This is a genomic window from Aestuariivivens sediminis (assembly GCF_022662105.1).
Classification (GTDB): Bacteria; Bacteroidota; Bacteroidia; order Flavobacteriales; family Flavobacteriaceae; genus Aestuariivivens; species Aestuariivivens sediminis.
Window position 1 is genome coordinate 183394 of record NZ_JAKMCP010000001.1, and the last position, 25563, is coordinate 208956.

18 protein-coding genes and 1 pseudogene are annotated in these 25563 nt (G+C 38.9%); 5 read left to right on the forward strand and 14 right to left on the reverse strand.

Annotated features, from left to right (window positions below; all coding sequences use genetic code 11):
- Positions 1-217: 217 nt before the first annotated feature.
- Complete coding sequence (locus tag MR054_RS00825) at positions 218-2974, reverse strand: T9SS-dependent M36 family metallopeptidase (RefSeq protein ID WP_242155269.1); 2757 nt, start codon at positions 2972-2974, stop codon at positions 218-220.
- 154 nt (positions 2975-3128) lie between these two features.
- Here MR054_RS00825 and rlmB point away from each other — a divergent pair, with 154 nt between their 5' ends.
- The gene (gene rlmB / locus MR054_RS00830) at positions 3129-3884 is read left to right on the forward strand and encodes a 23S rRNA (guanosine(2251)-2'-O)-methyltransferase RlmB (RefSeq protein WP_242155271.1); all 756 of its coding nucleotides are present in this window, start codon (positions 3129-3131) and stop codon (positions 3882-3884) included.
- On the opposite strand, the gene MR054_RS00835 is transcribed toward rlmB, so the two are convergent.
- The gene (locus MR054_RS00835; RefSeq protein ID WP_242155274.1) at positions 3879-4607 is read right to left on the reverse strand and encodes a rhomboid family intramembrane serine protease; all 729 of its coding nucleotides are present in this window, start codon (positions 4605-4607) and stop codon (positions 3879-3881) included. The genes rlmB and MR054_RS00835 overlap by 6 nt on opposite strands.
- 276 nt (positions 4608-4883) lie before the next feature.
- Here MR054_RS00835 and MR054_RS00840 point away from each other — a divergent pair, with 276 nt between their 5' ends.
- Complete coding sequence (locus MR054_RS00840) at positions 4884-6167, forward strand: replication-associated recombination protein A (protein ID WP_242155276.1); 1284 nt, start codon at positions 4884-4886, stop codon at positions 6165-6167.
- Between the two features lie 20 nt (positions 6168-6187).
- Here MR054_RS00840 and MR054_RS00845 read toward each other — a convergent pair whose 3' ends face one another.
- The 6 genes from MR054_RS00845 to radC are packed head-to-tail and all read right to left on the reverse strand — an operon-like array spanning position 6188 to position 11738.
- Positions 6188-7063: a hypothetical protein gene (locus MR054_RS00845; RefSeq protein ID WP_242155277.1), complete on the reverse strand. Its 876-nt coding sequence runs from the start codon at positions 7061-7063 to the stop codon at positions 6188-6190.
- Entirely contained in the window at positions 7053-8420 is a 1368-nt protein-coding gene (locus MR054_RS00850; protein ID WP_242155279.1) for a DUF5723 family protein, read from the reverse strand. The genes MR054_RS00845 and MR054_RS00850 overlap by 11 nt, the downstream gene beginning before the upstream one ends.
- A gap of 38 nt (positions 8421-8458) precedes the next feature.
- Entirely contained in the window at positions 8459-9022 is a 564-nt protein-coding gene (locus MR054_RS00855) for a hypothetical protein (protein ID WP_242155280.1), read from the reverse strand.
- A gap of 34 nt (positions 9023-9056) precedes the next feature.
- Complete coding sequence (locus tag MR054_RS00860) at positions 9057-9749, reverse strand: YjjG family noncanonical pyrimidine nucleotidase (protein WP_242155282.1); 693 nt, start codon at positions 9747-9749, stop codon at positions 9057-9059.
- Positions 9742-11040 carry a polysaccharide deacetylase family protein gene (locus MR054_RS00865; protein ID WP_476774949.1) on the reverse strand — a complete coding sequence of 433 codons (1299 nt, stop codon included), beginning with the start codon at positions 11038-11040 and terminating at the stop codon, positions 9742-9744. Before MR054_RS00865 ends, MR054_RS00860 begins: the two co-directional genes overlap by 8 nt.
- Positions 11040-11738, reverse strand: coding sequence for a RadC family protein (gene radC, locus MR054_RS00870; RefSeq protein WP_242155287.1), 699 nt, complete (start codon positions 11736-11738; stop codon positions 11040-11042). Before radC ends, MR054_RS00865 begins: the two co-directional genes overlap by 1 nt.
- Positions 11739-11858: 120 nt before the next feature.
- Between radC and MR054_RS00875 the strand changes: the two genes are divergently transcribed.
- Positions 11859-13391 (forward strand): sulfatase family protein, encoded by a 1533-nt coding sequence (locus MR054_RS00875; protein WP_242155289.1) that lies wholly within the window; start codon positions 11859-11861, stop codon positions 13389-13391.
- A gap of 33 nt (positions 13392-13424) precedes the next feature.
- On the opposite strand, the gene MR054_RS00880 is transcribed toward MR054_RS00875, so the two are convergent.
- Positions 13425-14786 carry a UDP-N-acetylmuramate--L-alanine ligase gene (locus MR054_RS00880; protein ID WP_242155292.1) on the reverse strand — a complete coding sequence of 454 codons (1362 nt, stop codon included), beginning with the start codon at positions 14784-14786 and terminating at the stop codon, positions 13425-13427.
- 194 nt (positions 14787-14980) lie between these two features.
- Entirely contained in the window at positions 14981-15931 is a 951-nt protein-coding gene (locus tag MR054_RS00885) for a tetratricopeptide repeat protein (RefSeq protein ID WP_242155294.1), read from the reverse strand.
- Between the two features lie 142 nt (positions 15932-16073).
- Here MR054_RS00885 and MR054_RS00890 point away from each other — a divergent pair, with 142 nt between their 5' ends.
- Positions 16074-22202, forward strand: coding sequence for an alpha-2-macroglobulin family protein (locus tag MR054_RS00890; RefSeq protein WP_242155295.1), 6129 nt, complete (start codon positions 16074-16076; stop codon positions 22200-22202).
- 12 nt (positions 22203-22214) lie between these two features.
- On the opposite strand, the gene MR054_RS00895 is transcribed toward MR054_RS00890, so the two are convergent.
- Entirely contained in the window at positions 22215-22940 is a 726-nt protein-coding gene (locus MR054_RS00895; RefSeq protein WP_242155298.1) for an SDR family oxidoreductase, read from the reverse strand.
- 43 nt (positions 22941-22983) lie between these two features.
- Complete coding sequence (locus MR054_RS00900) at positions 22984-23508, reverse strand: DUF4136 domain-containing protein (protein ID WP_242155300.1); 525 nt, start codon at positions 23506-23508, stop codon at positions 22984-22986.
- Positions 23509-23586: 78 nt separating this feature from the next.
- On the opposite strand from MR054_RS00900, the gene MR054_RS00905 reads away from it, so the two are divergent.
- Positions 23587-24522 carry a glycosyltransferase family 2 protein gene (locus MR054_RS00905; protein WP_242155302.1) on the forward strand — a complete coding sequence of 312 codons (936 nt, stop codon included), beginning with the start codon at positions 23587-23589 and terminating at the stop codon, positions 24520-24522.
- Here the strand turns inward: MR054_RS00905 and MR054_RS00910 are convergent.
- Positions 24505-24663: pseudogene (locus MR054_RS00910) on the reverse strand (WxcM-like domain-containing protein); the annotation flags it as partial. The gene MR054_RS00905 and the pseudogene MR054_RS00910 sit on opposite strands and share 18 nt — an antisense overlap.
- Before the next feature lie 45 nt (positions 24664-24708).
- Positions 24709-25518 carry a glycosyltransferase family 2 protein gene (locus MR054_RS00915; protein WP_242155304.1) on the reverse strand — a complete coding sequence of 270 codons (810 nt, stop codon included), beginning with the start codon at positions 25516-25518 and terminating at the stop codon, positions 24709-24711.
- Positions 25519-25563: the final 45 nt, after the last annotated feature.

Consider the following 25563-nt stretch of genomic DNA (forward strand, 5'->3'; position numbering starts at 1 on the left):
TGCTCAAGAACTATAAAATGCGCTCAAGAACTATAAAAACTGATACTTCTGAATATAGTTTCGGATCTAGGTTAAACGTTATTCATGTTAATCTAAAAACCCAATCAACTCTTAATTCTAATACATATCATATTATTCTGTATATAAAATATCGTCTTATTTCAAAATGAGAGATAAATGGAGTACTTTTATATAGTTCTCAATAGATTTATATACTTTAATGATTAATGATTATTTTTTCATTCGTATTAATATAATTGCCTTTTATGTTAAGAATATAGATTCCAGATGTTATATTGCCAATGTTTAACTCAACTTCACCTAATAATGTAGCTTTTTGACTCTTTACTAGTCTACCATTAATATCCACTAAGTTAATAATAGCATCTCCCAAGTTTTTATTTGCTTTTATGGTTAACTTATTGTTTGTTGGATTAGGATATATTTTATAATCTTTAAAAGTAAAAGTATTTGCACTTAAGGTTGTACAATTAACCAAGGCTGGACCATATATGGGATGACTTAAATCTGGCTCAGTAAAATCTTCAACCTGATCTTCTAATTTAATAGGTATACCTTCATTCGCATCTACCCCAAGACCTCGTCTTGCAAAGACTTCCCATATTAAACATTGGTCCTCCCCATTGTATAAGGCTACATCTGCAGCAAGAATGGCATCTCGCGCCTCAAAATATTCAGCTCCGCAGCCCTGAAGTTTCAGACCCTCAATAACCACCTTCAACACTCTGTTGTTACCTCCTGTACCATTAAATAAATTGGGATCAAAACCATATTTATCGATATAGGCCCAGGTTAAATCCCAAAGCATACTCGCCCAAATTTCTCCATGGTAATAAATAAACCGATTTAATATGATAGGATTGCCAGTATCCGGATCCGTTCCAATCTGTGTGTTATCGTTTGTATCCCCATAGGTATAATCGTTTATGGCAAAATCGGTACTGTATCTTCGGAATCTAACTCCCGGACCATCTATGGGTTGATAAAAGGCATAATTTCCAATCCCTCTGCCATCAGTACCCACATCAGAAGCCTTCATCGTGAGCATCAAGGCAAACCAATCCGACCAACCCTCACCTGCTTGGAATATAGTTTCTAAACAATCCGAATTACCAGCCCCACCAGCAAGACGCGTGGAAATACCATGTGCATATTCATGAATAACAATCCCATTATCCAAACTCCCATCCAATTGAACATCTTGTTCATTAACAATAGTAGCATTAATAGTTTCGCCATTGCCAATGGCATCAAAAAAGGCCTGTCCATCGGTATAATTAATAAATATGGAAGGAATGGTAAAAGGCGGGTCGGTAACCCCGTACATCGCCACATATTCGCTGTAATTGGGGTCGTTGGTCGGATTGTTATGGTTGGCGACAATAACGGCCACCGCTCCCGCATCCTGGGCATTTTGTATTTTAACCGTAAAATTACAGCTTCCCCGTCTTATTAACGCTATTTTACCACTTACCTCCGCGCCGTTTGTCAAGGCATTGCATCCCTCTTCTCCGGCTGCCGTGCCATCATCTACAATAACGACATCGGCCGTAATGGGTACATCGGTAGGTCTGGTAATATTTCCTACACCATCATCACCTGCGGTATTTGAAGGTAATGCCGCATAGTATTCTCCTACTAAACTACCCCCATTAACGTATAGAAAAGGCGGTAGAGGAGCATCAAACAAAAACATTTGCATTCTTGGATTAGTACCATCCGGTGGTGTAGCAAAATTGGCATTATCCACGCCTCCACCATCCTGGGCTTCCGCAATAACATAATCTCCGGCCACGCCCCCATTGCCATAATTATTCTCCTGAAAGTTACCGCTGGCCTCATCGAACCCATGATTATACAGAATATCATGCATCATATTGTTTATATAGAACAGATTTGTAGTTGCCGCGTCTTGATACACCATAGGTTCCTGACTTAAATCTAAAGGAAAATTAAAATCCAACCCTGCCGTTCCATCCGGGGAATTCCCGATGGTTGTCGGATCTGCTTCATCAAGATTGTCAGCGGCCATATCTTCAAGTGCCCATACGTTATTTCCTCTGGTAATCGTGTATTCCGGTCCCGCCACACCATCGGTATCATGCCATCCATAAGGGGAGGCCGTCGCATCCGCAGGATTGGCAACTACACTTCTGGAACCTTCCAATGGACTTTCCAAAGGCAGGGCAAACACCGTGTACTCGGATCCATCATTCACCATAAAAGAACTTGCTTTAAACAAACTAAAGGATTTCGTATTGTTTTGAACATCATGTAGCGCAAAATGAGTTCGATCCTGTCCAAACCGGCATTTTATGACCCAATCGTTAACATCCAGAATTTCGCCATTTACAGCATCAATCCTTGCACTCCACCAATGTGCACCATCCATGGTATAAATGCTTAAATTCCAGGCAAGCCTAAGGGTGCCGTCCTCTAATGGTGCATATACCAACTCAACAGGAATGTTTTCTTTAGAAATTCCAGCCTTTGAAAAAATGGATTTGCCCTGATCCATTTCGATTAATTGCAGCCCCTGAACCGTACCCAGCTTGAAATGGGATACCGCCTGCTGGATGGCCTGTTCCATTGTTAGTGAAGGACTCTTGACATTAATCTTTTCTTTAATTTTCGTTTTAAATTTATTGGCAAAATGAAAAATTTTATTGTTCTTCACCCCAACCACGGAAATGGCATTGTGGATCTTTATACCCTGGTACGTCTGATTTAAGTAATAATGGGTGATATCCGTCTTCCTGGAAACTACCTCCCTGTTGATCGTTATATCTGCAATATCGGAAGGTGAAAAAGGATACTTGTCTTTATGCTTATTTAAATAATCATAAATATGAGGTCCAAAATTAGATTCTTTTAATGTATTCTGCCCAAAAGAAACATTATGAAACAGAATAGCACCAAGGAGCATGACTACTATTTTGTATTTGTTTTTCATTATAATTTTTTTTTTTTTGAATTAGTCGATCCTAATATAGTAAAAATTGTAGTTTTAAATAAACGGATATTTAATTTTAAATAAAATGACTGTTTATCCATGTATTAATGGCCGAATTAAAATCATGAATCCCATTTTTTAATACCTTTGGCCCATGAAGGACCAAACCCAAATATTTGGCATACGAGCGGTTATAGAGGCTATAAATGCCGGTGAAACCATAGATAAGGTATTTTTACAAAAGGGGCATAAAGGGGACCTGTTTCATGACCTTGAAACCCGGTTACGATCTACGGATATCAATGTCTCCTATGTCCCTGCGGAAAAACTTAATCGTTTAACCCATAAGAACCACCAGGGCGTGGTGGCTCAAATATCGCCCATTGCGTTTCATCCACTGGAGGAATTGGTGTTGCAGGTGATTGAATCCGGTAAAACACCATTATTTTTACTATTGGACCAGTTAAGTGATGTCAGGAATTTTGGCGCGATTATAAGAACTGCCGAATGCACAGGTATTGACGGGATTATCATCCAGAAAAAGGGCGGGGCCCCGGTAAACGGAGATACCATTAAAACCAGTGCCGGTGCTGTTTTTAAAGTTCCTATCTGTAAAGTAGATCATATTAAGGACGCCGTGTTTTACATGCAGGCATCGGGCATTAAAGTAATTGCTGCCACCGAAAAAACCCATACTCATGTATACGATATCTCCTTTACGGAACCCTGTGCCATTATCATGGGATCTGAAGGCAGGGGTATACATCCTTCGATTTTAAAGGTTGTGGATGCCAAAGCCAAACTCCCTATACTGGGTGACATTGAATCCTTGAACGTTTCTGTGGCTTGTGGGGCCTTTCTTTATGAGATTGTTAGGCAACGGCTTGTTCATGGCCATGGACCCTTATAATTTATCCTTTCGCGCTTTATAGGTATAATTAATGGTGGTTTTGTCATCCTCATCTTCTTCCATCGCTTCAATAAAATTACCGTCTTCATCAAAATGCTTTAAAAAGGGATCATCAGCTTCATCATAATGCCGCTCCTCCCAGTCATATTTTTTTGGTTTTGCAATGGTCTTCTTAAATAGCAAGGCGAAAAGTAATCCCACTAAAAGACCCGATAAATGGCCCTCCCAGGATATGCCCTCTTCAATTGGAATGGTATACCAGACCATGCTTCCATACAGAAAAACGACTACCAGGGACAAGGCAATTAACCTGTAGTACTTCGCAAAAATACCCTTAAAGAAAGTGAAACTAATTAAAACGTATATGAGTCCGCTAGCACCAATATGATAGGATGGACGGCCAATGCACCAGGTTAGAAAACCCGAAAGCAGAATGCCCCAAAAGAGCACCTTCCATGCTATAGTTCGGTAAAAATAAAATAAGGCCATGGACAACACCAATAATGGAATGCTGTTGTGGTAGAGGTGTTCCATATCACCATGTATGAAAGGGCTAAAGAACAGGCCCCGCAAGCCCTTAAAGGTTCCCGGATAAATGCCATATTTACTGAAATTGAACCCAAAACGCACCTCAAACCAAAATACCAACCAAATTATAAGTACAAATAGTATGGGGTAGGCAATTACGCCTGTGGAGAATTTAAATTGCTGTCGTGCATTCATCTCTATCGAACAGTTGTGTTTCAGGGTTAGGGTTCATATCATAACACTAAAGATAGCAAATAGCTCACCAAAAGTACTATTAATGTTAAAATGGCAGGGATCCATCAACCTATACTACTCCGAGTTCACCATTCCTGTGTTGGGAAGGATAATAATATTTTCCCCTATGGCACTTTTAAAGGTATCAGGAGCTGCAGGCAGCCATGCAGACCATAACATTAAAACAAAAAGGCATAAGTTTCCTTTTTACAAAGGAATTATTTTAATTTTACGCTTATGAATGCCAATGCGCCTTTAGCGGAACGCTTACGTCCTAAAACCTTAGCTGACTTTGTTAGTCAATCCCATTTGGTTGGGCCTAATGGGGCCTTAATTCAGCACATAAAACAGGGGCTCATTCCTTCTATGGTGTTTTGGGGTCCCCCGGGAACAGGCAAAACTACATTGGCCCATATTATTGCTAATGAATCCGGGCGCCCCTTTTATACCCTAAGTGCTATCAATTCCGGTGTTAAGGATATTCGTGATGTCATTGAAAAAGCAAAACAAAGTGGGGGTTTGTTTACCACAAAAAACCCCATATTGTTTATTGATGAAATACACCGCTTTAGTAAATCGCAGCAAGATTCCTTATTGCAAGCGGTTGAAAAAGGTTGGATTACCCTTATTGGGGCCACGACCGAAAACCCCAGTTTTGAAGTCATTCCTGCATTATTGTCACGTTGCCAGGTCTATATTTTAAATCCTTTTGATAAAACCAATCTAGAGCTACTTTTAAAACGTGCTGTAGAACAGGATGAATACCTTTCGGAAAAGCAGATTAAACTTAAGGAAACCTCGGCACTCCTGAGGCTTTCGGGAGGCGATGCCAGAAAACTCCTCAATAGTTTTGAGCTCATCGTCAATGCCTTTACAACCGAGACTATTGAAATTACGGATAAAGCGGTTTTGGAAAAAGTTCAAAATAATACGGTACGTTACGATAAAACCGGGGAGCAGCATTACGATATCATTTCAGCCTTTATTAAATCGATCAGGGGGAGTGATCCTAATGCCGCCGTGTACTGGTTGGCCCGAATGATCGAAGGCGGTGAAGATGTCAAGTTCATTGCACGAAGATTACTAATTCTGGCCAGTGAGGATATTGGTAATGCCAATCCAACGGCATTAGTGATTGCCAACAGTACCTTTCAGGCGGTATCCATTATAGGGTATCCGGAATCGCGGATTATTTTAAGTCAATGTGCCACCTATTTGGCCTGTTCTCCAAAAAGCAATGCGGCTTATCAGGCCATTGGCAAGGCACAGCAACTGGTAAAAGAAACGGGTGATTTAAGTGTTCCGTTGGAGATCAGAAACGCCCCTACTCAACTCATGAAGGAACTGGGATATGGCGATCACTACAAATATGCCCACAATTATGAAGACAACTTTGCCGAACAGGAATTTCTTCCCGAAAGCATAAAAAACACCAGACTCTATGATCCCGGATCTAACGCCAGGGAAAAGGGACAACGTGACTTTTTAAAAAGTAGGTGGAAAGACAAATACGGATACTAAATGGGTTCCCAAGCTCCCCTTTAAAACTTAATATTTAAAGGCTCCTTTATGGTCGTTCCCTCCGAATGTTGTTCGATAACCCAACGATTACCGTCCTTGTACACCACGGCACTTAATCCTTCTACCAGGAATACATTGGTCAACCCGGTTCTAACAAGCCTATAAATTACCTTTGGAGAACTGTCCACCAGCTGAAAGCCATTGTCAATGGCCTGGGCATATAACCTATTTTCCATGGGTTCCGGATCGGGTTCCGGAGCCCATTTTTCATCGGCAGATCCCTCTTCAACGGGGTCAACCTCAGGGGCATTGGCCATTGGGATGACTTCGACCACTTCAGTTTGCTTTTCTTTTTTCAAGGTTTCTATTTCAGCCTTCAGTGCTTCAATCTCCTGGGATACCGCCTTTTTTTCTGCCTTAGGCGGCGGAGGGACCTTATTGGAAGCCACGGGAGAGGTCTTTGGATCGTATTTATATCCTATAGTTTCAAAGGATTCAAAGGCATTTCGCAAGGCTTCGTTATAAGCTTTAGCATATTCCTTTTCTCTACTTTCTCCCAATGGAGAGGTATAGACCACCCTATCGTTACAGTCCTTAAGAACCACATTAAGTTTGGTTTTAAATAGCCCGGAGTCTTTTATTACATCCGATTTTAAAGCCAGGCATCGGTTAGTAATTATGTCTCCCGGATAATCCTCACCTTCCATGACCGTTTCAAACCCGTATTTATCGAATAAAAATTTCGTCAACGCATTTAATTGATATTGATTTTCCTCCTTTAAAAAATCGTATTTCTTGGGTACGATGACATATTTATAATGGTTTAAATTTGATTGGGAAAATAGGGCAGTAACAATAAAACAAGTAAGAACAGTAAATAATAGTTTAATCTTCATTTTTATTAAATATATAGTTAAAACCAAATTGTAAAGATACACTTTGTGCATCGTAAACATTTCTTAAAGATAAAAAATTATCGGCCATGACATAAAAATTTAGGCTTCCCAAATAGGCAGAAATGCCCAGGCCTATGTTACTATAAGAGAAAGAATCCAAGGTATAGGTAGCTTTAGCTCTTAATCCTTTGAATAGCTGTCTGTAATAATAAGTGGTTAAAGCCATTTGAGGTTGCCTGGGCCTTTTTATGGCATATAGCTGTAAACCTACTGCATTTAAATACCTATCATCCTTTCTTAAGCAATCACAATCTTCATATTTTTGCTTTTCGAAAGCGTAGTTAATAGAAGTATTTAACTTTATTGGACGCCATGTGGTGTATTTTGATTTGGTACTGTCTAGCTCAAAAAGCGCCTCAAAATCCTCACCGACCTCATTCCAATAATCTTCTGCTGTTTGACCCTCATCGGATTCAGGGAAAAGCGGGTTAATACCTTCAAACTCATACACCCCTTCAACTTTATAATTTTTAACATCTTTAGAATGTCTTACAAAACCAACATCCAGCACACTGGCATCCCATGACCATTGCTTTGTTACATTATAGGTAAAACCAATATCAAACCCCAATCCCAAATTACCCCCAAACAGGGTTCTTTTAACGATATCCTTTCCAGAAAAATCCGAATCATCTTCAACAATGCTATTTATTCCTGAGGTCTGTAACTCTAAATCTAAATTAAATAAATGTGTGTAAAAATTATTTTCTCCCGGAACAGTTATAAATACCCCTCTGTTCCTTATAGAGTTAACATTGGCTATACTTGAATATATCTTACCACGAAATCCATAAGTGAAGTCACTATTTACTTTCTCATTGTAGCCTATATGATATACCGAAAGTACTTCTCCCCTCAAATTAACATGTTTTAAATTAAAAGGTTTACCAATATTGTTAGCGTTGCCCTCCAGAGCCAAAATTGCCATATCTTTAGGAAAATAAGCGATGAAGTCTGTTTCTTGGTACAATCCAAAACTTAAATATCCTTTCTTCTTAAAAAATGTTCCAATCTCAAACCCTCCTGATAAAATTTCCAATTGTTGTGTAAGCGTAAAAAAATCATTAGGCTTCATTTTATTCACTGCTCTTCGAAGTTTAGTATTAAAATCTACGCCATCATTAGAAAAAATATCATATACTGTAGTTCCCGATGTTCCTGCAATGACATGAATATGAGATAATAACGGTATTCCAAAATAGCCTCTGTTATTGACTTTTATTCCGGGGTTCACCATTAACGCTTGAGGTATTTCCGAAAAACCATATAACACTTGTTTGTTTTGGGAAAATGACATGTTAGCAATTAGAAAAACCAAAACACTAAACCTTCCCATTATAAATCGTTAATGGTTGTATAAAACACCCCTTTGGATTTAAGTTCTATCCTTCCTGGGGTATTCATGTTTAAGAGGTCTCCACCTGCAAGGAATTGCATAGTTAATACCACCTTATCAGAAGCTTTTAATGCATTAAGTGAGTTGTTTTCAAAAACTTCAGTATGTGTTGTAACTAGGTCTATATTATTTGGTGAAGCAGGTGTCAAAATTGAAAATTCATGACGTTTTTGATCATTTATATCAAAAAATTCAATGGTTATATTCCCTCTTCTATTAATGGAGTTTGTAACTTCAAAAACAAACTCTGCCTTTACTACATAATCGATAAAGAAGTCACGTCTAAATAAATCGATAATCACAGAATCCTTAATGGTAGTTAATTCAGTAGTATCAACACTAAAGTCACTTGCATTGGCCTTAAAATAGATTAAATTTGAAGCAACAACCGGATTTAAACTTAAATCGTTTGCCTGATCAAAATCTACTTCCTTTGTACAAGAAGCCAGAACAATACAAAAAAGAATATAGGTAGCCGCATACTTATAACATATCTTAATCATAGCCTAAATAGAAAATCATACTGAACAACAGTTATTATAAATATCTTTTTATTTGAATTAGATCATCGACTCGTTTTACTGTTCTATAAACCTCTTTATAGGAAGCACCAACAAAAATGGCATCCATTCCTATATTAATGGCTCCAAGTATATCGGCCTCATAGTTATCTCCTATCATCACAGATCGACCGGCATTTACATTGGCAACCTTCAAAGCATGATTAAATATTTTAGGATGGGGTTTTTTTACGCCTACTTTTTCGGAGTTTGTAATAGTTTTAAAATAATTATAGATCTTAGAATTTATTAATTTTCCGTGTTGCACCTCTTCAAAACCGTTGGTTATAATATGTAAATTGTAATTGTGGTATAAGTAATCCAAAATTTCCAAAGTATGGTCAAATAAGTGGTTGAAAGACGGGAGGTGTTCTATGTAATCTGAAGACAATCGATATATCATGTCCTCGGGGACCTTGAAATCTAAAGCTTCAAAGGCGTCATGTAATCTCCCAAATCGCAAAGAGGCCTTGTCTATCCTTTCTTCGCGGTAAAGTTTCCAATAGTTCAAATTTATTGGTTCATAAAAGGATAAAAAGGCATCCAAATGAATTTTTATCTTATTCATTTCAAAAATCTTCTCAAAGGTCAGAGCCGAATTTTTATCAAAATCCCAAAGGGTATGATCCAGGTCAAAAAACACATCGGTTATGCCATTAAGCTTATTCATGGGCCGAATCCAGAATAATATTGAACAATTCCTTAAACCCCTGCCATCGGTTCACATTACCAAAAGTATAATTATGAAATACCGGTACAAACTGGCCATTTACCTCCTTTATCTCGGAAATAATTTCATTTAGCGCTTTCTTTTTGTCCAATAGGGACCTGTATTTCAATAGGGCATAATCCATAAGGTGATAGGCATTTATCATAAGCGGTGTTTGGGTTTCATAATCCAGATCATAAAATAAAAAAGGGGTACATGAGCCTGCCCTAAAACCCACCTGATTCACATAACCCATGGTATAGTCTTCTTTAATCTCCAACTCAACCAGATTCCTGTACGATTCCGGAAAATTCAGTTTGGAATACGATTGTCTTGTAGCCACCAGGGAGGTGTTAATTATAGACTCCATTCGCTCTTTTTCTTTCTTTAATACACCGATGTCCTCTATTCCAAAAAAGGACACTTTAAGCCCCACATGGCAATAATCTGCAATGTGCTTTATTAAGGATTTAAAGGCTTTGTTATTGGGGTTAGTCCCTTTGTCATAGGTAGAATATCCTCCAATCAAAAAGAAAAACCAAAATTTAAATTTAGTTTGCTTTTGTTTGTTAATGATATACTTAAAGGTATCGAACGGATCGTGTTTAAAACCAAAGAGCACGGCAAATCTATTGTAAAGTGTTTTCAATTTTAGACCAAAAAAATCTTTAACAATCCCCCCAATGGTGCGCATAATCCCCTTCAATCTAAAATTATAGGCACAGGGTACATCTATAATGGGTTTAATGCTATAGGTTCTCTCAGGAAAATGGAAATTTGGAAATTGTTTTTGCAATTGTGCTTTGAACTTATAAGCCCATATATCTACAACCGGTTGGTGTAAGAACCCATATTTAAAGGCAATGCTTTCGGTCGCCAAAAATCGTCCATATTCGTCCCTTACCTGTGGCAAATACTCTTCATATCGTGATAAAAGATAGAATGAGGCCGCAAAAATATCAAAGGGAATGGCACTTTTCTCTCCATTGTAAAAAAAGCATTTTGTATTTTCCCAATCATGTACATTTATCTCAATATCGGTTATCCCCTGTTCGAATAATATATCGTGGCTTTTTATAAAAAACTCATTCCCCAATTGTTGTCTTGTATAAGACATTTTTAACTGGTCATGAGCAATGAAATCTTCAACTTTTGTCGTAAAGGAAACCTCCAACCCTAAAATGCGCGTGCAAATATGTTTAAAAACATATTTTAGTCGGGGTGAGATTCTATGTGTATAAACCAGCAGCATTAAAGAAGGGATTCATCAGCAAAACTAAAGTATGCCTTTTCTGTAATAATAAGATGGTCCAGCACCTTTATATCCAAACTTTGTGCAGCTAGTTTTAATTTTTTGGTAATTTGCTTATCGGCTTCACTGGGCAATATGGTCCCGGATGGGTGATTATGGGCCAGTACTAAGCCCGTGGCCCCGTATTCAAGTGCGTTTTTTAGGACCAAACGTACATCTACTAATGTCCCTGTAATGCCTCCCTTGCTCAATTGGCTTTTTTGAATAACCCGATTAGAATTATTCAAATAGACAATCCAAAACTCTTCATGATGCAACTCTCCTATTATAGGTTGCATGAGTTCGAAAACAGACATGCTCGAGATGATTTTGTGTTTTTCCAAGGCCTCTTCTCCCCTTCTTCTTCTACCCAATTCCATCGCAGCGGCAATGGTAATGGCCTTTGCCTCGCCTATACCCTTAAAGGCCATGAGCTGGTTTACGGACAATTTACCCAACTGACTTAAATTATGGTCAACACTGGCCAACATGCGTTTACACAAATCTACCGCGCTTTCATATTTGTTTCCTGTCCCTATTAAAATAGCCACTAATTCGGCATCACTCAATGCGGCTTTACCCTTGGATAGTAATTTTTCTCTTGGTTGATCATCTTGTGACCAGTTTTTAATTGAAAAAGACGCTTTGACTTCAGACATGTGTTAAATATATATTGTAATTTTATAAAGATAAAATCATTTTCGTAATTCCATTTTATTTTGACTTTTCTCTGCCATCACAACCCTAATAAAAGTTATATCTCCCTTTTAGGTTTGGTTGTGATTTTTATATTTAGCGGTTGTTCAAAACTAATTAAAAAAGATGATAGTAAGCCCAATATCATCTATGTTTTGGCAGACGATTTAGGGTATGGCGATATTTCAGGCTTTAACGAAGAAAGCAAAATTAAAACACATCATATCGATCAACTTGCTACTCAGGGAATGCTGTTCACCGATGCCCACACGTCTTCATCGGTTTGCACGCCTACAAGATATGGTATTTTAACGGGACGTTATAATTGGAGAAGTACACTGAAAAGTGGGGTGCTCACGGGTAAATCCAATGCCTTAATTCCTACTTCAAGAAGCACTGTGGCTTCTATGCTTAAAACACAAGGGTACCATACCGCTTTTATGGGGAAATGGCATTTGGGTTGGGACTGGGCGTTGAAATACCGGGATAGTCTTTCCGGAGCCGGCTGGGATGCCCATGATTTTGACCCGATAGATTTTTCAAAACCCATAATGCATGGGCCCAACGATTTAGGTTTTGATTATGCCTACGGATTTTCGGGTTCCCTGGATATGGCCCCCTATGTTTATGTTGAAAATGGTAAGGCCACTATGATTCCGGATTCTGTAACCCAAAATACAGGGAAATATTCCTGGTGGCGCAAAGGTCCTACTTCAAAAGATTTTATTCATGAAGACGTTACCCCTAACCTCTTTAGACGAGCGTTCACATATATTCGTGAAAAGGCTGAAGAAAAAGATCCTTTTTTCCTCTATCTTGCATTGCCTTCTCCACATACCCCCATTTTGCCTACTAAATCATGGCAAAATAAAAGTGGCTTAAATCCTTACGCCGATTTTGTATTGATGATAGATGCTTATATTGGGGCGCTTACCAAAACCATTGAGCAAGCGGGTATTGCCGAAAATACTCTTGTTATTTTTACCAGCGACAACGGGTGTTCCCCTCAGGCGGATTATGAAATTTTAAAAGCCAAAGGGCATAACCCCAGTTATATTTACAGAGGCCATAAGGCCGACATTTTTGAAGGTGGTCATCGGGTCCCTTTTATTATAAAATGGCCAAAAGTGATACCCCCGGGAACGGTTTCAAACGAAACCATATGTACGACGGATTTTATGGCCACCTGTGCCGAACTATCGGGTTATACACTTTCTGATCACGAAGCCGAAGATAGTTTCAGTATGCTGCCTTTGCTGAAACAAGAAGACTTAAGTACCCCGTTTAGAGAAGCCGTGGTCCATCATTCTATTAACGGTAGTTTCGCCATTAGAAAAGGCCCTTGGAAACTCATTATGTGTCCCGGTTCCGGTGGATGGAGTTTTCCAACACCCAAGAATAGAGAGGCCCTGGACTCCTTGCCTCAATATCAGCTCTATAACCTAAAGGATGACCCTGGTGAGACCCAAAATGTGATAGATTCCTATCCGGAAAAAATAAAAGATTTAAAGACCTTGCTCATTTCCTATATTGAAAACGGACGCAGTACACCCGGAATAGCACAAAACAATGATGCAATAGATTTCCAATGGAAGCAGATAGACTTCATCGAGTAAGTCGGCTCCTGAATCGCTATTTTTTATTGGATGTTATACGGATGTAATCCATCCCTTGATTTCATCGAAATCCAAACCGCCATAGTTCCCGGAACTCATTAACAGCAAGGTCTTATTGTGAAAATCCTGAGTACACAAATAACTCTTAAAGTCCTCTGGATGCGTGTAAATGATTAAGTCCTCCCGTTCAAATGCCGTGGCTATTTGTGTTTTGGTTATTTTCTCCAAATTTTTAATTTCAACGGCATGTGGAGAATAAAAAACCACGGCGATATCGGCGGCATCCAGGGTGCCTTTGTATTCCTTTAAAAATTCGGCATTCAAACTGCTATAGGTATGCAATTCTAAACAGGCCAGCAAGATTCTATCCTTAAATTGCTCTTTTACCGCTTGTGTCGTCGCCTGCACTTTACTTGGTGAATGTGCGAAATCCTTATAGGCCACACTGGTTGAACCTTCGGCGATCTTTTCCAATCGTTTACTTGCCCCTTTAAATGAAGCAATGGCCTCATAAAAATCATCTTCATCAATACCCATATGCTGGCAAATCCATTTGGCGCCGGCCAGATTATTTAAATTATGCCTACCAAATATTTCAACAGGTAAATCGCCTTCCGGGGTTGACAAAACCGTTTGTCCATTTTCAACCCTGTATTCCGGAGTATGGTATGCCAATTTACGAATGGTATTTTCACTATCTTCTACCAATCGCCTTAGATCTTCGTCCTCCTCGTTGTAATTAATGCTTCCACCACTTACTATGGAATCCACAAATATCCTAAACTGTTCTAAATACGTTTCATAAGTAGGAAATACGTTAATATGATCCCAGGCAATACCACTTAATAAAGCAATATTGGGTTTGTACAAATGAAATTTTGGACGTGGATCTATGGGAGAACTCAAATATTCATCGCCTTCCAAAACGATAAAGTCATTATCCTCGGTTAACCTAACCATGACCTCGAAACCTTCCAACTGCGCTCCAACCATGTAATCCACATCCCGGTCGTGATAATGCATGACATGCAAAATCATAGAAGTAATCGTGGTTTTTCCATGGCTTCCACCAATGACCACCCGGGTTTTATGCTTGGACTGTTCGTATAAGAACTCCGGATAGCTATAAATTTTAAGTCCCAATTCTTGTGATTTTAACAATTCAGGGTTGTCGGCCTTGGCGTGCATCCCCAAAACTATGGCGTCGATATTAGGGGTAATCTTTTCGGGAAACCATCCAAAATTATCCGGTAATAGCCCTTTTGCTTCCAATCGGGATTTCGATGGTTCGAATATCGTATCATCACTTCCCGTGACCGTATATCCTTTGTGATGTAAGGCCAAGGCCAAATTGTGCATCGCTGCACCTCCAATAGCTATAAAATGTACATTCATGAGTTTCACCCGAAAGCCCTTTCTATGGCTTTTCTTATCTAAATTTTAATATTGATACATTAGAAAGTAAATATATGAATTGAAGTTAGAAGCACGAAAACTGAAGACAGAAGTTTTTGCATCTGGTCAGTTCAAGGTAAGCCGGAAGGGCATAACGCATAAAGTCCAATCTGTGGAGCAATAAGGACCACGAACTACATATTGACAATCTTTTCCTTCTGCTCTTTAAACGTTTTTATTTTGGGAAGCTCGGCTATAGCCAATTCAATATGTTTTAAAGCTTCACTTTTGTGCTTTTTATGCATATGGATCTGTGCCAAGCGATAATGTGCCCATGCTTTCGGTACACCATCGGTTACTGAATAATTTTTAAGATAGGTATTGAGACACTGTTCGCCTTTTTCAACCTGAATATTATATTCGGCTGCAATCTTACCAATTTGATAGTGCAATGCATTTCGCGGATGTCTTTTCTGTGCCTCTTCAATATTCTCAATGGCTTTCTGAGGCTGGTTTTCACTTTCATAAAATTTGGTGAGTTTGTCAAAACAGGTTAATGAACCGCCTTCAGTAATAGCCAATTTGTAATACTTCTCCGCTAAATCGGGCGCATTGTCATATTCATAAATATAGCCCTTGGCGAGGTAGCCGTCTACTTTGGACAGACGCTCCAATTCTTCGGCATACTCCAAAGATTTATGTTTACTCCCTCCAAATATTCCCGGTAATTGCATGTACAACTCTACTAAAGCCCATCTTGCCTCTATATGGGTCGTATCGAGTTCCACTGCCCTTTTAAATGACGATTTTATATCGCCTATAAGGCCTATCGCATTAAACTTATTCTCCAAAGCTTTCATACCTAGCATTCCACCATATTTATAATGGTAATTCGCATTATTATCATCTGCCACAAGGAGCTTTTTAAATTCAACTTTTGCTTTATCCCATTTTTTTTGGTAGGCATAAGCATCCCCCAAGAGCTCAATGGCCTCAAAATTATTGGGATATTGTTCTAAAAAGGTGACCATTAATTGTTCGGTTTTGTTAAAATCCTTCTCTTGAAAAAAGTGTCGCGCTTTTTCAATTTCTGACTGACTTAAAACCAGAATCGGCATTACAAATGGTATCAAAAACTTTATCATAGGAATTCTGTCAAAATCACAAAGTTAAACTTTCCATCCTTACTTTAAAATTAATTAACTTCACTTTAATTGTAAATTTGATTTTATGATTCTTCTTTTTTGGAATGGCTTTTGAACGTAACCTTTAAACAAATTCTAATTTATGAAAATTGCCATAAGTCTCTTGTTATTTTTATTACTCCCCTTGCACATAAACGCCCAATCCAAAGATTACAAAAATTTATGGGCCGAAGTTGCGCAATTTGAAAAGGGAGGTCTGCCAAAATCAGCCTTAAAAGTCGTTATGGATATTAACAAAAAAGCCCTAAAAGACGATAACATCCCGCAATTCATTAAAACGCTGCTGTATAAAAGCAAATTCGCCCTGGTATTGGAAGATGATGCTCAACTTAACATCATTAAGGAGTTAAGGTTTGAAATTGATAACCGGACATTTCCCGCAAAACATATCTTACAAAGTATTTTAGCGAATCTTTACTGGCAATACTTTAGTGCCCACCGTTGGTCATTTTATAATCGCACAAAAACGGCAGAAAAGGTAAACCATGAGGACTTCAGAACCTGGGATTTACAAACACTTTTCAATGAAATTCACACGCTTTATCAAAATTCTCTTGAGAATGGACAACGGTTACAGGGTGAAGATTTAAAGCGGTATGATCTATTACTCGATCTCAGGCAGGACTCTAAACTCTATCGGCCAACGCAATATGACTTTTTGAACCATCGTGCCCTGGAATTTTATAAATCCGATGACACCCAAATTACCAACCCGGCCTATAAATTTGAAATGGATAGCCCCAAATATTTTGATCAGGCCCGAAGCTTTTCAACATTAAACTTGTCTGCTCGTGATTCCCTGTCATTGCAGCGTCATGCCCTTGAAATCTATCAGAATTTAATCACGTTCCATCTTAAGGACCGTACCTCGCTGGCCTTGGCCGACGTCAATATAGGTCGCCTAAAGTTTGTAGCCGAAAACAGTACATTGGAAAACAAAGATTCCCTTTTATTAGAGGCCCTGAAAGAAGAAAAAGCCCAATTAACGGGACGCGAAGTTTCAGGCTTGTACGACTTTGAAATGGCCTCCCTGTATTATGAACAAAGTCGGCAATATCAACCTGAAATTCATGAAGAACAGCGATGGAACGCTCGGGAAGCCATGATTATTTGCGAGGCTGTCATGCGTAAATTCCCGCACAGTAAGGCCGCCGAAAAATGCCGGGATTTAAAGACCAAAATCGAACAGCAAACCCTTCAGATTACCACAGAGCGCTTTATCCCCATACAGAACCATGGTCGATTATTGCTTAGGTATAAAAATTTGAATACCCTCCACTTTGAGGTCTTCAAACTGAATAGAGCTCAATTAGAGACCTGGAACAAACTCCACCGAAAAGAGGAGCAACTCGACTTCATCCATAATCTGGAACCCCATGAAAAATGGGACACCCCCTTACGAAACGAAAAGGATTACCAAACCCATACCACAGAGGTGGTCATCCCCAGGCTTGATCATGGAACCTATTTAATATTTGCCTCTAACAGCCATGTTAATAACCCGTTTGCCCATGCTACTATTCAAGTCACCAATATGGCTCTGGTTGAAAGTGAAAGCAAAAACCACAAGACTTTTCAAGTTATTGACAGAACTAATGGTGCCCCTTTAAGCGGAGCTCGAGTAGAATTGACTTTTTACGAAAACAACGACAGAACCCCGCAGCAGGAATTAGTAATCACTAACGGCCTCGGCGAATTCCAAATAGAAAAAACAAAGGACCGCTATAGAAATATATCCGTAAGGATGAGTCACGGAAACGATACGGCTTATGTCGCTAATTATTATGTGAACCGACCTCTCCAAACAGAAAAAGAGGGCCCCCATTTTAAAGCCTTCATTTTTACGGATCGAAGTATATACAGACCCGGGCAAACGGTTTACTTTAAAGCTATAGCCATGAGCACTAAAAATGGTACTTCCGAAGTGGTTGCCGATGAACCTGTTCAAGTCGTTTTATATAATACCAATGGTGAAGAACTCAACGCATTGGAATTTAAGACCAACGCATTTGGTTCCGTTTCGGGTGAATTTATTTTACCGAGCAAAGGATTGAATGGGGAATATCATATTGAATTTGATGGGAATGAAACGGACTTTTTTACCGAACATTATTTCTCGGTGGAAGCCTATAAACGCCCAAAATTTGAAACCCTATTCGCTCCAATTACCGAAACCTTCAAAATAAATGACTCTGTTACTGTAAAAGGGACCGCACGGGCCTATGCCGGCAGCACGATTACCAATGCAAAAGTAGTGTATCGTGTGCATCGAAAAGTACAATACCCGCAGTGGTATTACTGGAGTCGACCGTATTTTTACAGCAAACCTCAGGAAATCACGCACGGGGAGGGCATGACCAATGAAAAGGGCGAATTTGAAATCACTTTTAAAGCGCTCCCGGACCACAGTGTGGATGAAAGCCATTTACCCATTTTTAACTATGAAGTTACTGTAGATGTCACCGATTTAAACGGTGAAACCCGAACTGCCACCACAATCGTTAATGTGGGCTACCACAGTTTAACCGTTCAATTAGACATAGATCCTAAGCTAGATAAAACCAAAAAAGACCACAATATTTCCATTGATAGCAAAAACTTAAATGGTGAATTTGTGCCGACGAGAGGCCTGATTAAAATATATAAATTAAAAGCTCCAAATACCGTACTAAGACCTCGACCATGGGCCGCTCCGGATTATCAGGATATTTCGGAAACTGATTTTAAAACATTATTTCCGCACGAGGCCTATACCAATGAAAACGATCCCAATTATTGGGAAAACGGTGCTTTGGTTTTTGAGAAAACTTTCGACACGCATACCTCCAAGGAGGTTCATCTGGGCAACATCAAATCATGGGAATCGGGTGCCTACAGGATCACCCTGGACACACAGGACAAATTTGGGAAACCGGTTAGAAATGAAATTAAAACCACCCTGTACAGCACGACAGATAAGACTTTGGCCGATAGACAGTTGTTCAGTATGTCCACAGACAAAACCCATTATAAGGTTGGTGAATCCGTACAGTTAACCATGGCCTCCGCTGCCCATAACTTAACGGTACGCATCCAGGTTGAAAAAGCCCACCGGATGCTTAACACCCAAATCATTACACTTAGCAATAACAAAAAGACCATAGCAATACCTGTTGAATCGAACGATGTCGGAGGCTTTTCCGTACATTACAGTTACGCAGCATTTAACAGTTTCCAATCGGGTACCTTAACGGTTCTGGTGCCTTATCCCAAAACGGCCCTGACTATTGAAACCACCACCTTTAGGGACAGAATGCAACCCGGTACGGAGGAAGAGTGGAGCTTCAAAATAAAAGGACCTCACAGTGAGACCGTGAGTGCCGAACTATTAGCAAGTATGTACGATGCTTCTTTGGACCAGTTTAAATCACATCAATGGCTATTTCAGCCTACAAATTATCCCAATTATTCGCCATATCGACAAAGTAACGCCTACCGAAGTTTTGGCATTACAAACTTTAACGCTTACCACAACAGTTTACGTTTGAACAATTTAAATCAGGACTACGATCAATTGAATTGGTTCGGGTTGTATTTTGGTTCTAAAAACAACTATTTGATGAAGGCATTACAAGGCCAATCAGGGGGAATACAACGTGTTGAAGAGGATACGGAGGTAGAAGGAATGCCCTTTGCTCATGACCATGAGGCCAGCCTGGAAGAGGTAGTCGTTACAGGTTACCAAGCCGAATCGGAGGAAGATCGAATATCAAACAAGCCGCAACAACCGAATGGAGATACTTCTATATTTAAGCCTATTCCCACACGCAAAAACCTACGAGAAACGGCGTTTTTCTTCCCGTACCTTAAAACGGATAATGAAGGACATGTAAGTTTCAAATTTACCGTTCCCGAAGTCTTAACCCAATGGAACTTGCAATTATTAGCATATACCAAAACCTTGCAAAGTGCAACAAAAACCCTTACAACGGTTACTCAAAAGGAATTGATGCTTACCCCTAATGCGCCCCGGTTTTTGCGAGAAGGTGATACCATTAGCATTAGTACAAAAATTGCTAATCTTACCCAAAAGGTACTGACAGGACAAGCGGCTATACAGTTATTTGATGCTGTATCAGGTCTGGATATTACCCATCAATTACTCATACAGGAGAATCGAAATGAACAAACCAAGGACGATTCAAGGACCCAAAATATCCGAAGTTTTGTTGTTCAGGCCAAAGACAACCAGCAAGTCTCGTGGCAATTGCATATTCCCAACCATGTGCAAGCCGTCCAATATAAGATAATCGGAACATCCGGTAATTTTAATGATGGTGAGCAAAACACCCTGCCTGTTTTAAGTAATCGTACGTTAGTGACAGAAACTTTGCCCATGTGGGTGCGAAGCAATGAAACACGTGATTTTGAACTGGAAAAACTTAAAACGGGGTCTTCAAGCAGCCTCAAGCATCATAAACTCACTTTGGAAATGACGTCTAATCCGGCATGGTATGCCGTTCAGGCTTTACCCTATTTAATGGAATACCCCTATGCGTGCAATGAGCAGATTTTTAGTCGGTACTATGCCAATGCATTGGCCAGTCATATTGCCCTTTCCAATCCTAGAATTCAAGAGGTTTTTAATATGTGGGCCACCCAACAGGTACTCTTGTCCAATCTTGAAAAGAATCAGGAGCTCAAGTCCATTTTGATTCAGGAAACTCCTTGGTTACGCGATGCACAAAGTGAAACCGAACAGAAAAAGCGTATGGCCCTTTTATTCGATCTGAACAAAATGAATTCCGAATTGCAATCCTCCTTACGCCAGTTAAAGACCAATCAGACGGTTTCGGGGGCTTGGGCCTGGTTTAATGGGGGTCGTGAAAATCGATATATCACCCAACATATCATGAGTGGATTTGGGCATCTTATAAAACTGGGTGTCCTTTCTACAGAACGAGAAACGCCGGAAGGGCAAGCACAGTATCAAATGATGGAGAAAGCCATAGCCTATCTGGATCATGCTTTTGTTAAGGACTATGAGGCCATTAAAAAATACGATGACAAAGTGGATTTAAATAAGGACCATTTAAGCTATTCCCAGTTGCATTATTTATACATGCGAAGCTTTTTTCCACAAATTAAAGTTTCGCAAGAGGTTAGAGCGGTTATGACCTATTACCACTCCCAGATCCAAAAGTATTGGTTAAAGCAGCCGTTATATGCGAAAGGATTAATGGCCTTGATTTCTTATAGAAATGATGATAAAAGCACCGCCAAGAACATATTAAAATCCCTGCAAGAAACCAGCATCACGGATGAAGAGATGGGTATGTACTGGAAATCCAACAGGAATTCCTTGTTCTGGTATCAAGCCCCAATTGAAACCCAAGCCTTGTTAATTGAGACCTTTTCAGAGGCCGGTTCCATCCTTCTCAATGAACCGCAGTTACGCGATACCATCGACCACCTAAAAATATGGTTACTCAAAAACAAGCAAACCCATTCATGGAAAACGACCAAAGCCACAACTGAAGCAGTATATGCCCTTTTACTTCAAGGCAGTGAATGGATCGGTATCACGGACGCTGTAGACGTAATGGTTGGCCATAAAAAAATTGATCCTTCCATAGGTGAAGACGTTAAAGTCGAAGCCGGAAGCGGATATTTTAAAACGTCATGGGATGCTTCAGAAATTACACCCGAGATGGGACACGTTAGACTTTCAAAAAGGGGAACCGGATTGGCATGGGGAAGTTTGTACTGGCAATATTTTGAGGATTTAGATAAAATCACCAGACATGAAACACCGTTATCCTTAACGAAAACACTATTTCTTAGAACCTATTCCGATTATGGTGAAGAAATTTCAGAAATAACGAATAGCACCCATCTAGAAATAGGGGATCTGGTTCGAGTTCGCATTGAACTTCGAACGGATAGGGACATGGAATTCGTTCATATGAAAGATATGCGTGCATCGGGATTAGAACCGGTAAATGTGCGCTCTCAGTACAAATGGCAGGATGGGCTGGGGTACTACGAAAGCACTAAAGACGCCAGTACGAATTTCTTTTTTGATAATTTACCTCAAGGCGTTTATGTGTTTGAATACGATTTACGGGTAAACCATGCCGGAAATATGAGCAACGGCATTACCAGCATACAAAGTATGTACGCCCCTGAGTTTAGCAGTCATAGTACAGGGATCCGAATAAGGGTGAAATAACCTCCATACCTCCTATTTCGTTGGAGGTTTTGTTGGACGGACTTCTATTTTACTGGGTAAGGTACGGGGGTTCATTTTAACCAAATCAACAACCAGTTCACCAATATCTTCAATTTGAATTTTCCAGGCGTCCTGATCATTGGGTTCGTGATTATTGAAATACGTTGCAACGGATCCCGGCATGATTGTACTCACTTTGATATCGTGTTGTCGTAAATCCAACATCACGGCCTGGGTAAAACCAGTCAAACCAAATTTACTGGCATTGTAGGCCGATCCCTTGGCAAAGAAATTCGTGCCCGCCAAACTGGAAATGGTAATAAAATAGCCTTTGGATAATTTTAAAGCCTCTACCGTCGATTTAATGGTATAGAATACACCGGTTAAATTGGTATCTATCGTGTCGTGCCATTGCTCAGTGGTTAAGTCCTCAATACTTGCAAAATGACCTAAACCGGCATTGGCAATAACTATATCCAACTGATGAAATTGATCTAATACAGCCTGTACGGCCTGCTGTTGGCTTTCCAAACTTCTAACATCGGCCTCAATACCAACGGCTATGGCTTTGGAACGATGCCCTGAATTTAACTTTTTAGCCGCATCTTTAGCTGAAGCGTCATGTCTGCTGGTTATCACAACGTTAACACCTTCCTCTAACAGGGCCTGTGCAATACCAAAACCAATACCTTTTGACCCTCCTGTTATAAGAGCGACTTTTTGTTTTAAGGATTCCATAATCTTAATGCTTTTGGTAAAACTACAAAATGCAATTGACGTTTTAGAACTTAGGCGGGTATTTGTCCAATACTTTTTTAACGACTGCCTTAAATAGGGCTTCCCGATTTTCGGGTGTGGCACTTGGGTTCATACTGAACTCGCTAACCGCTTGCCAAAAAAGGCCCTGATTATGTTGTTCATCCACAAAATCAAAAATAATTTGTCGGTTTACATTTGCCTGACCAATGGGTAAACCAATGGAAATGCCACCCCCCACATTTCGACCACTCCCGCCAAGACCAACACCTACCGTGTTGCGCTGAACTTGTTGAAATTCACTACTCTTAATATCTATGAAAAAACCCGGAGTATCGGAAGGCATAAATCCGCGAGATTTCAACCCTTCATCCAAGGCGTTTAATAAACGTTGCGTATCAAATGCACTCAAACCTGTTTGCATATCCACATAATAATTATAGGTCCGGTATTTAGAGAAATCCGTGCTTTTCTCAAAATCGTAATTAACACGTATCGGAGCACATGAAGTCAGGAGGATAAATAGCGAAAAAAAACATAGGAGTTTCATTATCTTTTTTCCATAAATGTAATCAAAAATTATTCCAAGCCCTCGAAAATCTTATTTTTGCTAAAGATGCTTTAACCGATGCCTTTTTTCTCAATAGTCATACCGCTTTTCAACAAAGTAGATTATATCTACGATACCTTAACCAGTGTCCTTAACCAATCGTTTCAGGATTTTGAAGTAATTATCGTTAATGATGCCAGTACGGACGGAAGTATCGATATTGTAAAATCTTTTAAAGATCCAAGAATAAAAATTTATGAACAGGAAAATCAAGGGGCATCTGTGGCAAGAAATTATGGCATAGAACAAGCAGAATCTGACTTTATTGCGCTTATTGATGCCGATGATATTTGGTATCAAGACCATTTAGAAGAACTAATAAAATTAATCAACACTTTTCCGGAATCCGGGCTATTTTGTAATAACTATGAGATCAAACGGAGTGACCAAGTAATTACACCGGCAAAGTTCAATTTTAAATACTACGGGGACTGCTTAATTATTGAAGACTATTTTAAATCGAGTATTATAAACTCTGTGGCTTGGACTTCTTCTTCATGTTTTAAAAAGGAAATATTTAACGAAATTGGTCGTTTCGACATTAATTTACGTACTGGCCAAGACATTGATTTATGGATTAGAATTGCTTTAAAATTCGAAGTCGCTTTTAATCCAAAAACGACCGTCCTATATCATAATTTTGACAGATTAAGTCTTTCAAATAGCAAATATAACAATCAAAGATATTATCTCATTAGTAAATTCACTGAGGAAGAAAAAAGCAACCCATCGTTAAAAACATATCTGGATATAAACAGATATGCTTTAGCCATAAGGTGTATTTTGAATGATGAAAAGATTCTTTATGGAAAGTTAAAAAAAGAAATTAATTACAATAACCTTAACTTCAAGCAACAAATTTTACTACGTCTCCCTAAAAATGTATTACGATTAACAAAAAAAATCCAAGACTACTTTATTCAAAATAATATCTACTTATCCGCATACGGATAACTTAAATCGATCATAATCACGAATATAATCATCCTCTTTAAAAATATCTGAAGCTATAACCAAACATATTGCGCCTGAAGAAAAGTTTTCTAATTCCCTCCAAATCATAGTCGGAATTAATACGTTCTTATCTGGTTTATTTGACATTTTATTGCTTTTAAACACCATTAAACTCAATTGTAATTATCATTTCTGAATTCCTTTTTTTAATTCTTGATAACGATAAATTCCTTTAATTCCAACTAAGTATTTAGACACAAATTCATTTAACTTTATCTCCTTGGCCATAAAAGCCTGATAAAGATACTTTACAAGTTTTAAATAGGTTAGAATTCCAGAATATTTGAAGATTACTGCACTTCGAGCATAAATCATTTTATCTGTTCCCATAACCCTCCCTGAACTAAAATATTTGTGGGATAAAATTATGGTTTTCTCAAAATAAATTTTCAAACTATGCTGTAGGGCATCCCTTAGAAAAATATACTCATCAGCTGTTGGAAACTCGGCTCCTAATCCAAAATGGGGGTTAAACGATATCCCAGATTTTAATATATTTTCTCTTCTAAACGCTATGACAACCGAATTTACAGTAATTATCGATTTTTTGTTATGCCACTCTACATTAGGGTACGCTTTGAATAACCGTCCCGAATCGTCCTCCATTTGAAATGTTATGAAGTCTGCCTGGGGATGATTATTAAATGCCATAATTATATCCTTTTCAAATCCGCGCTTATATATAATATCATCATCGGCAATCAGGCAAATATCCCCAATGGCATGACGTATGCCCAAATTCCTACTTCTGGAAAGACCTTTCTCAAAACTGTTAATTATCCGAACATTTTTTAATTCTGATTCCAGTAAATTATCCTCAGTTGTTTGATTGATGATAAGAATAGAATAGTCGTTAATAGTATTGTTTATAAACATCCTATTTAAAAAGGAAGTATCCTTCCTATTCATCGTGCTCACGAGGATCTCTAAAATCATAATATTAGATTATATTTGTTATTATGAAAGCATCGTTTTTAATTG

What these genes read in the sequence shown, in the direction of transcription:
- rlmB (WP_242155271.1), top strand. Translation starts at nt 3,129, where the DNA reads ATGAAGGACCAAACCCAAATATTTGGCATACGAGCGGTTATAGAGGCT.
- MR054_RS00885 (WP_242155294.1), bottom strand. Translation starts at nt 15,931, where the DNA reads ATGATAAAGTTTTTGATACCATTTGTAATGCCGATTCTGGTTTTAAGT.
- radC (WP_242155287.1), bottom strand. Translation starts at nt 11,738, where the DNA reads ATGTCTGAAGTCAAAGCGTCTTTTTCAATTAAAAACTGGTCACAAGAT.
- MR054_RS00855 (WP_242155280.1), bottom strand. Translation starts at nt 9,022, where the DNA reads ATGATTAAGATATGTTATAAGTATGCGGCTACCTATATTCTTTTTTGT.
- MR054_RS00825 (WP_242155269.1), bottom strand. Translation starts at nt 2,974, where the DNA reads ATGAAAAACAAATACAAAATAGTAGTCATGCTCCTTGGTGCTATTCTG.
- MR054_RS00850 (WP_242155279.1), bottom strand. Translation starts at nt 8,420, where the DNA reads ATGTCATTTTCCCAAAACAAACAAGTGTTATATGGTTTTTCGGAAATA.
- MR054_RS00905 (WP_242155302.1), top strand. Translation starts at nt 23,587, where the DNA reads ATGCCTTTTTTCTCAATAGTCATACCGCTTTTCAACAAAGTAGATTAT.
- MR054_RS00890 (WP_242155295.1), top strand. Translation starts at nt 16,074, where the DNA reads ATGAAAATTGCCATAAGTCTCTTGTTATTTTTATTACTCCCCTTGCAC.
- MR054_RS00835 (WP_242155274.1), bottom strand. Translation starts at nt 4,607, where the DNA reads ATGAATGCACGACAGCAATTTAAATTCTCCACAGGCGTAATTGCCTAC.
- MR054_RS00915 (WP_242155304.1), bottom strand. Translation starts at nt 25,518, where the DNA reads ATGATTTTAGAGATCCTCGTGAGCACGATGAATAGGAAGGATACTTCC.
- MR054_RS00900 (WP_242155300.1), bottom strand. Translation starts at nt 23,508, where the DNA reads ATGAAACTCCTATGTTTTTTTTCGCTATTTATCCTCCTGACTTCATGT.
- MR054_RS00860 (WP_242155282.1), bottom strand. Translation starts at nt 9,749, where the DNA reads ATGAATAAGCTTAATGGCATAACCGATGTGTTTTTTGACCTGGATCAT.
- MR054_RS00880 (WP_242155292.1), bottom strand. Translation starts at nt 14,786, where the DNA reads ATGAATGTACATTTTATAGCTATTGGAGGTGCAGCGATGCACAATTTG.
- MR054_RS00895 (WP_242155298.1), bottom strand. Translation starts at nt 22,940, where the DNA reads ATGGAATCCTTAAAACAAAAAGTCGCTCTTATAACAGGAGGGTCAAAA.
- MR054_RS00845 (WP_242155277.1), bottom strand. Translation starts at nt 7,063, where the DNA reads ATGAAGATTAAACTATTATTTACTGTTCTTACTTGTTTTATTGTTACT.
- MR054_RS00865 (WP_476774949.1), bottom strand. Translation starts at nt 11,040, where the DNA reads ATGCTGCTGGTTTATACACATAGAATCTCACCCCGACTAAAATATGTT.
- MR054_RS00840 (WP_242155276.1), top strand. Translation starts at nt 4,884, where the DNA reads ATGAATGCCAATGCGCCTTTAGCGGAACGCTTACGTCCTAAAACCTTA.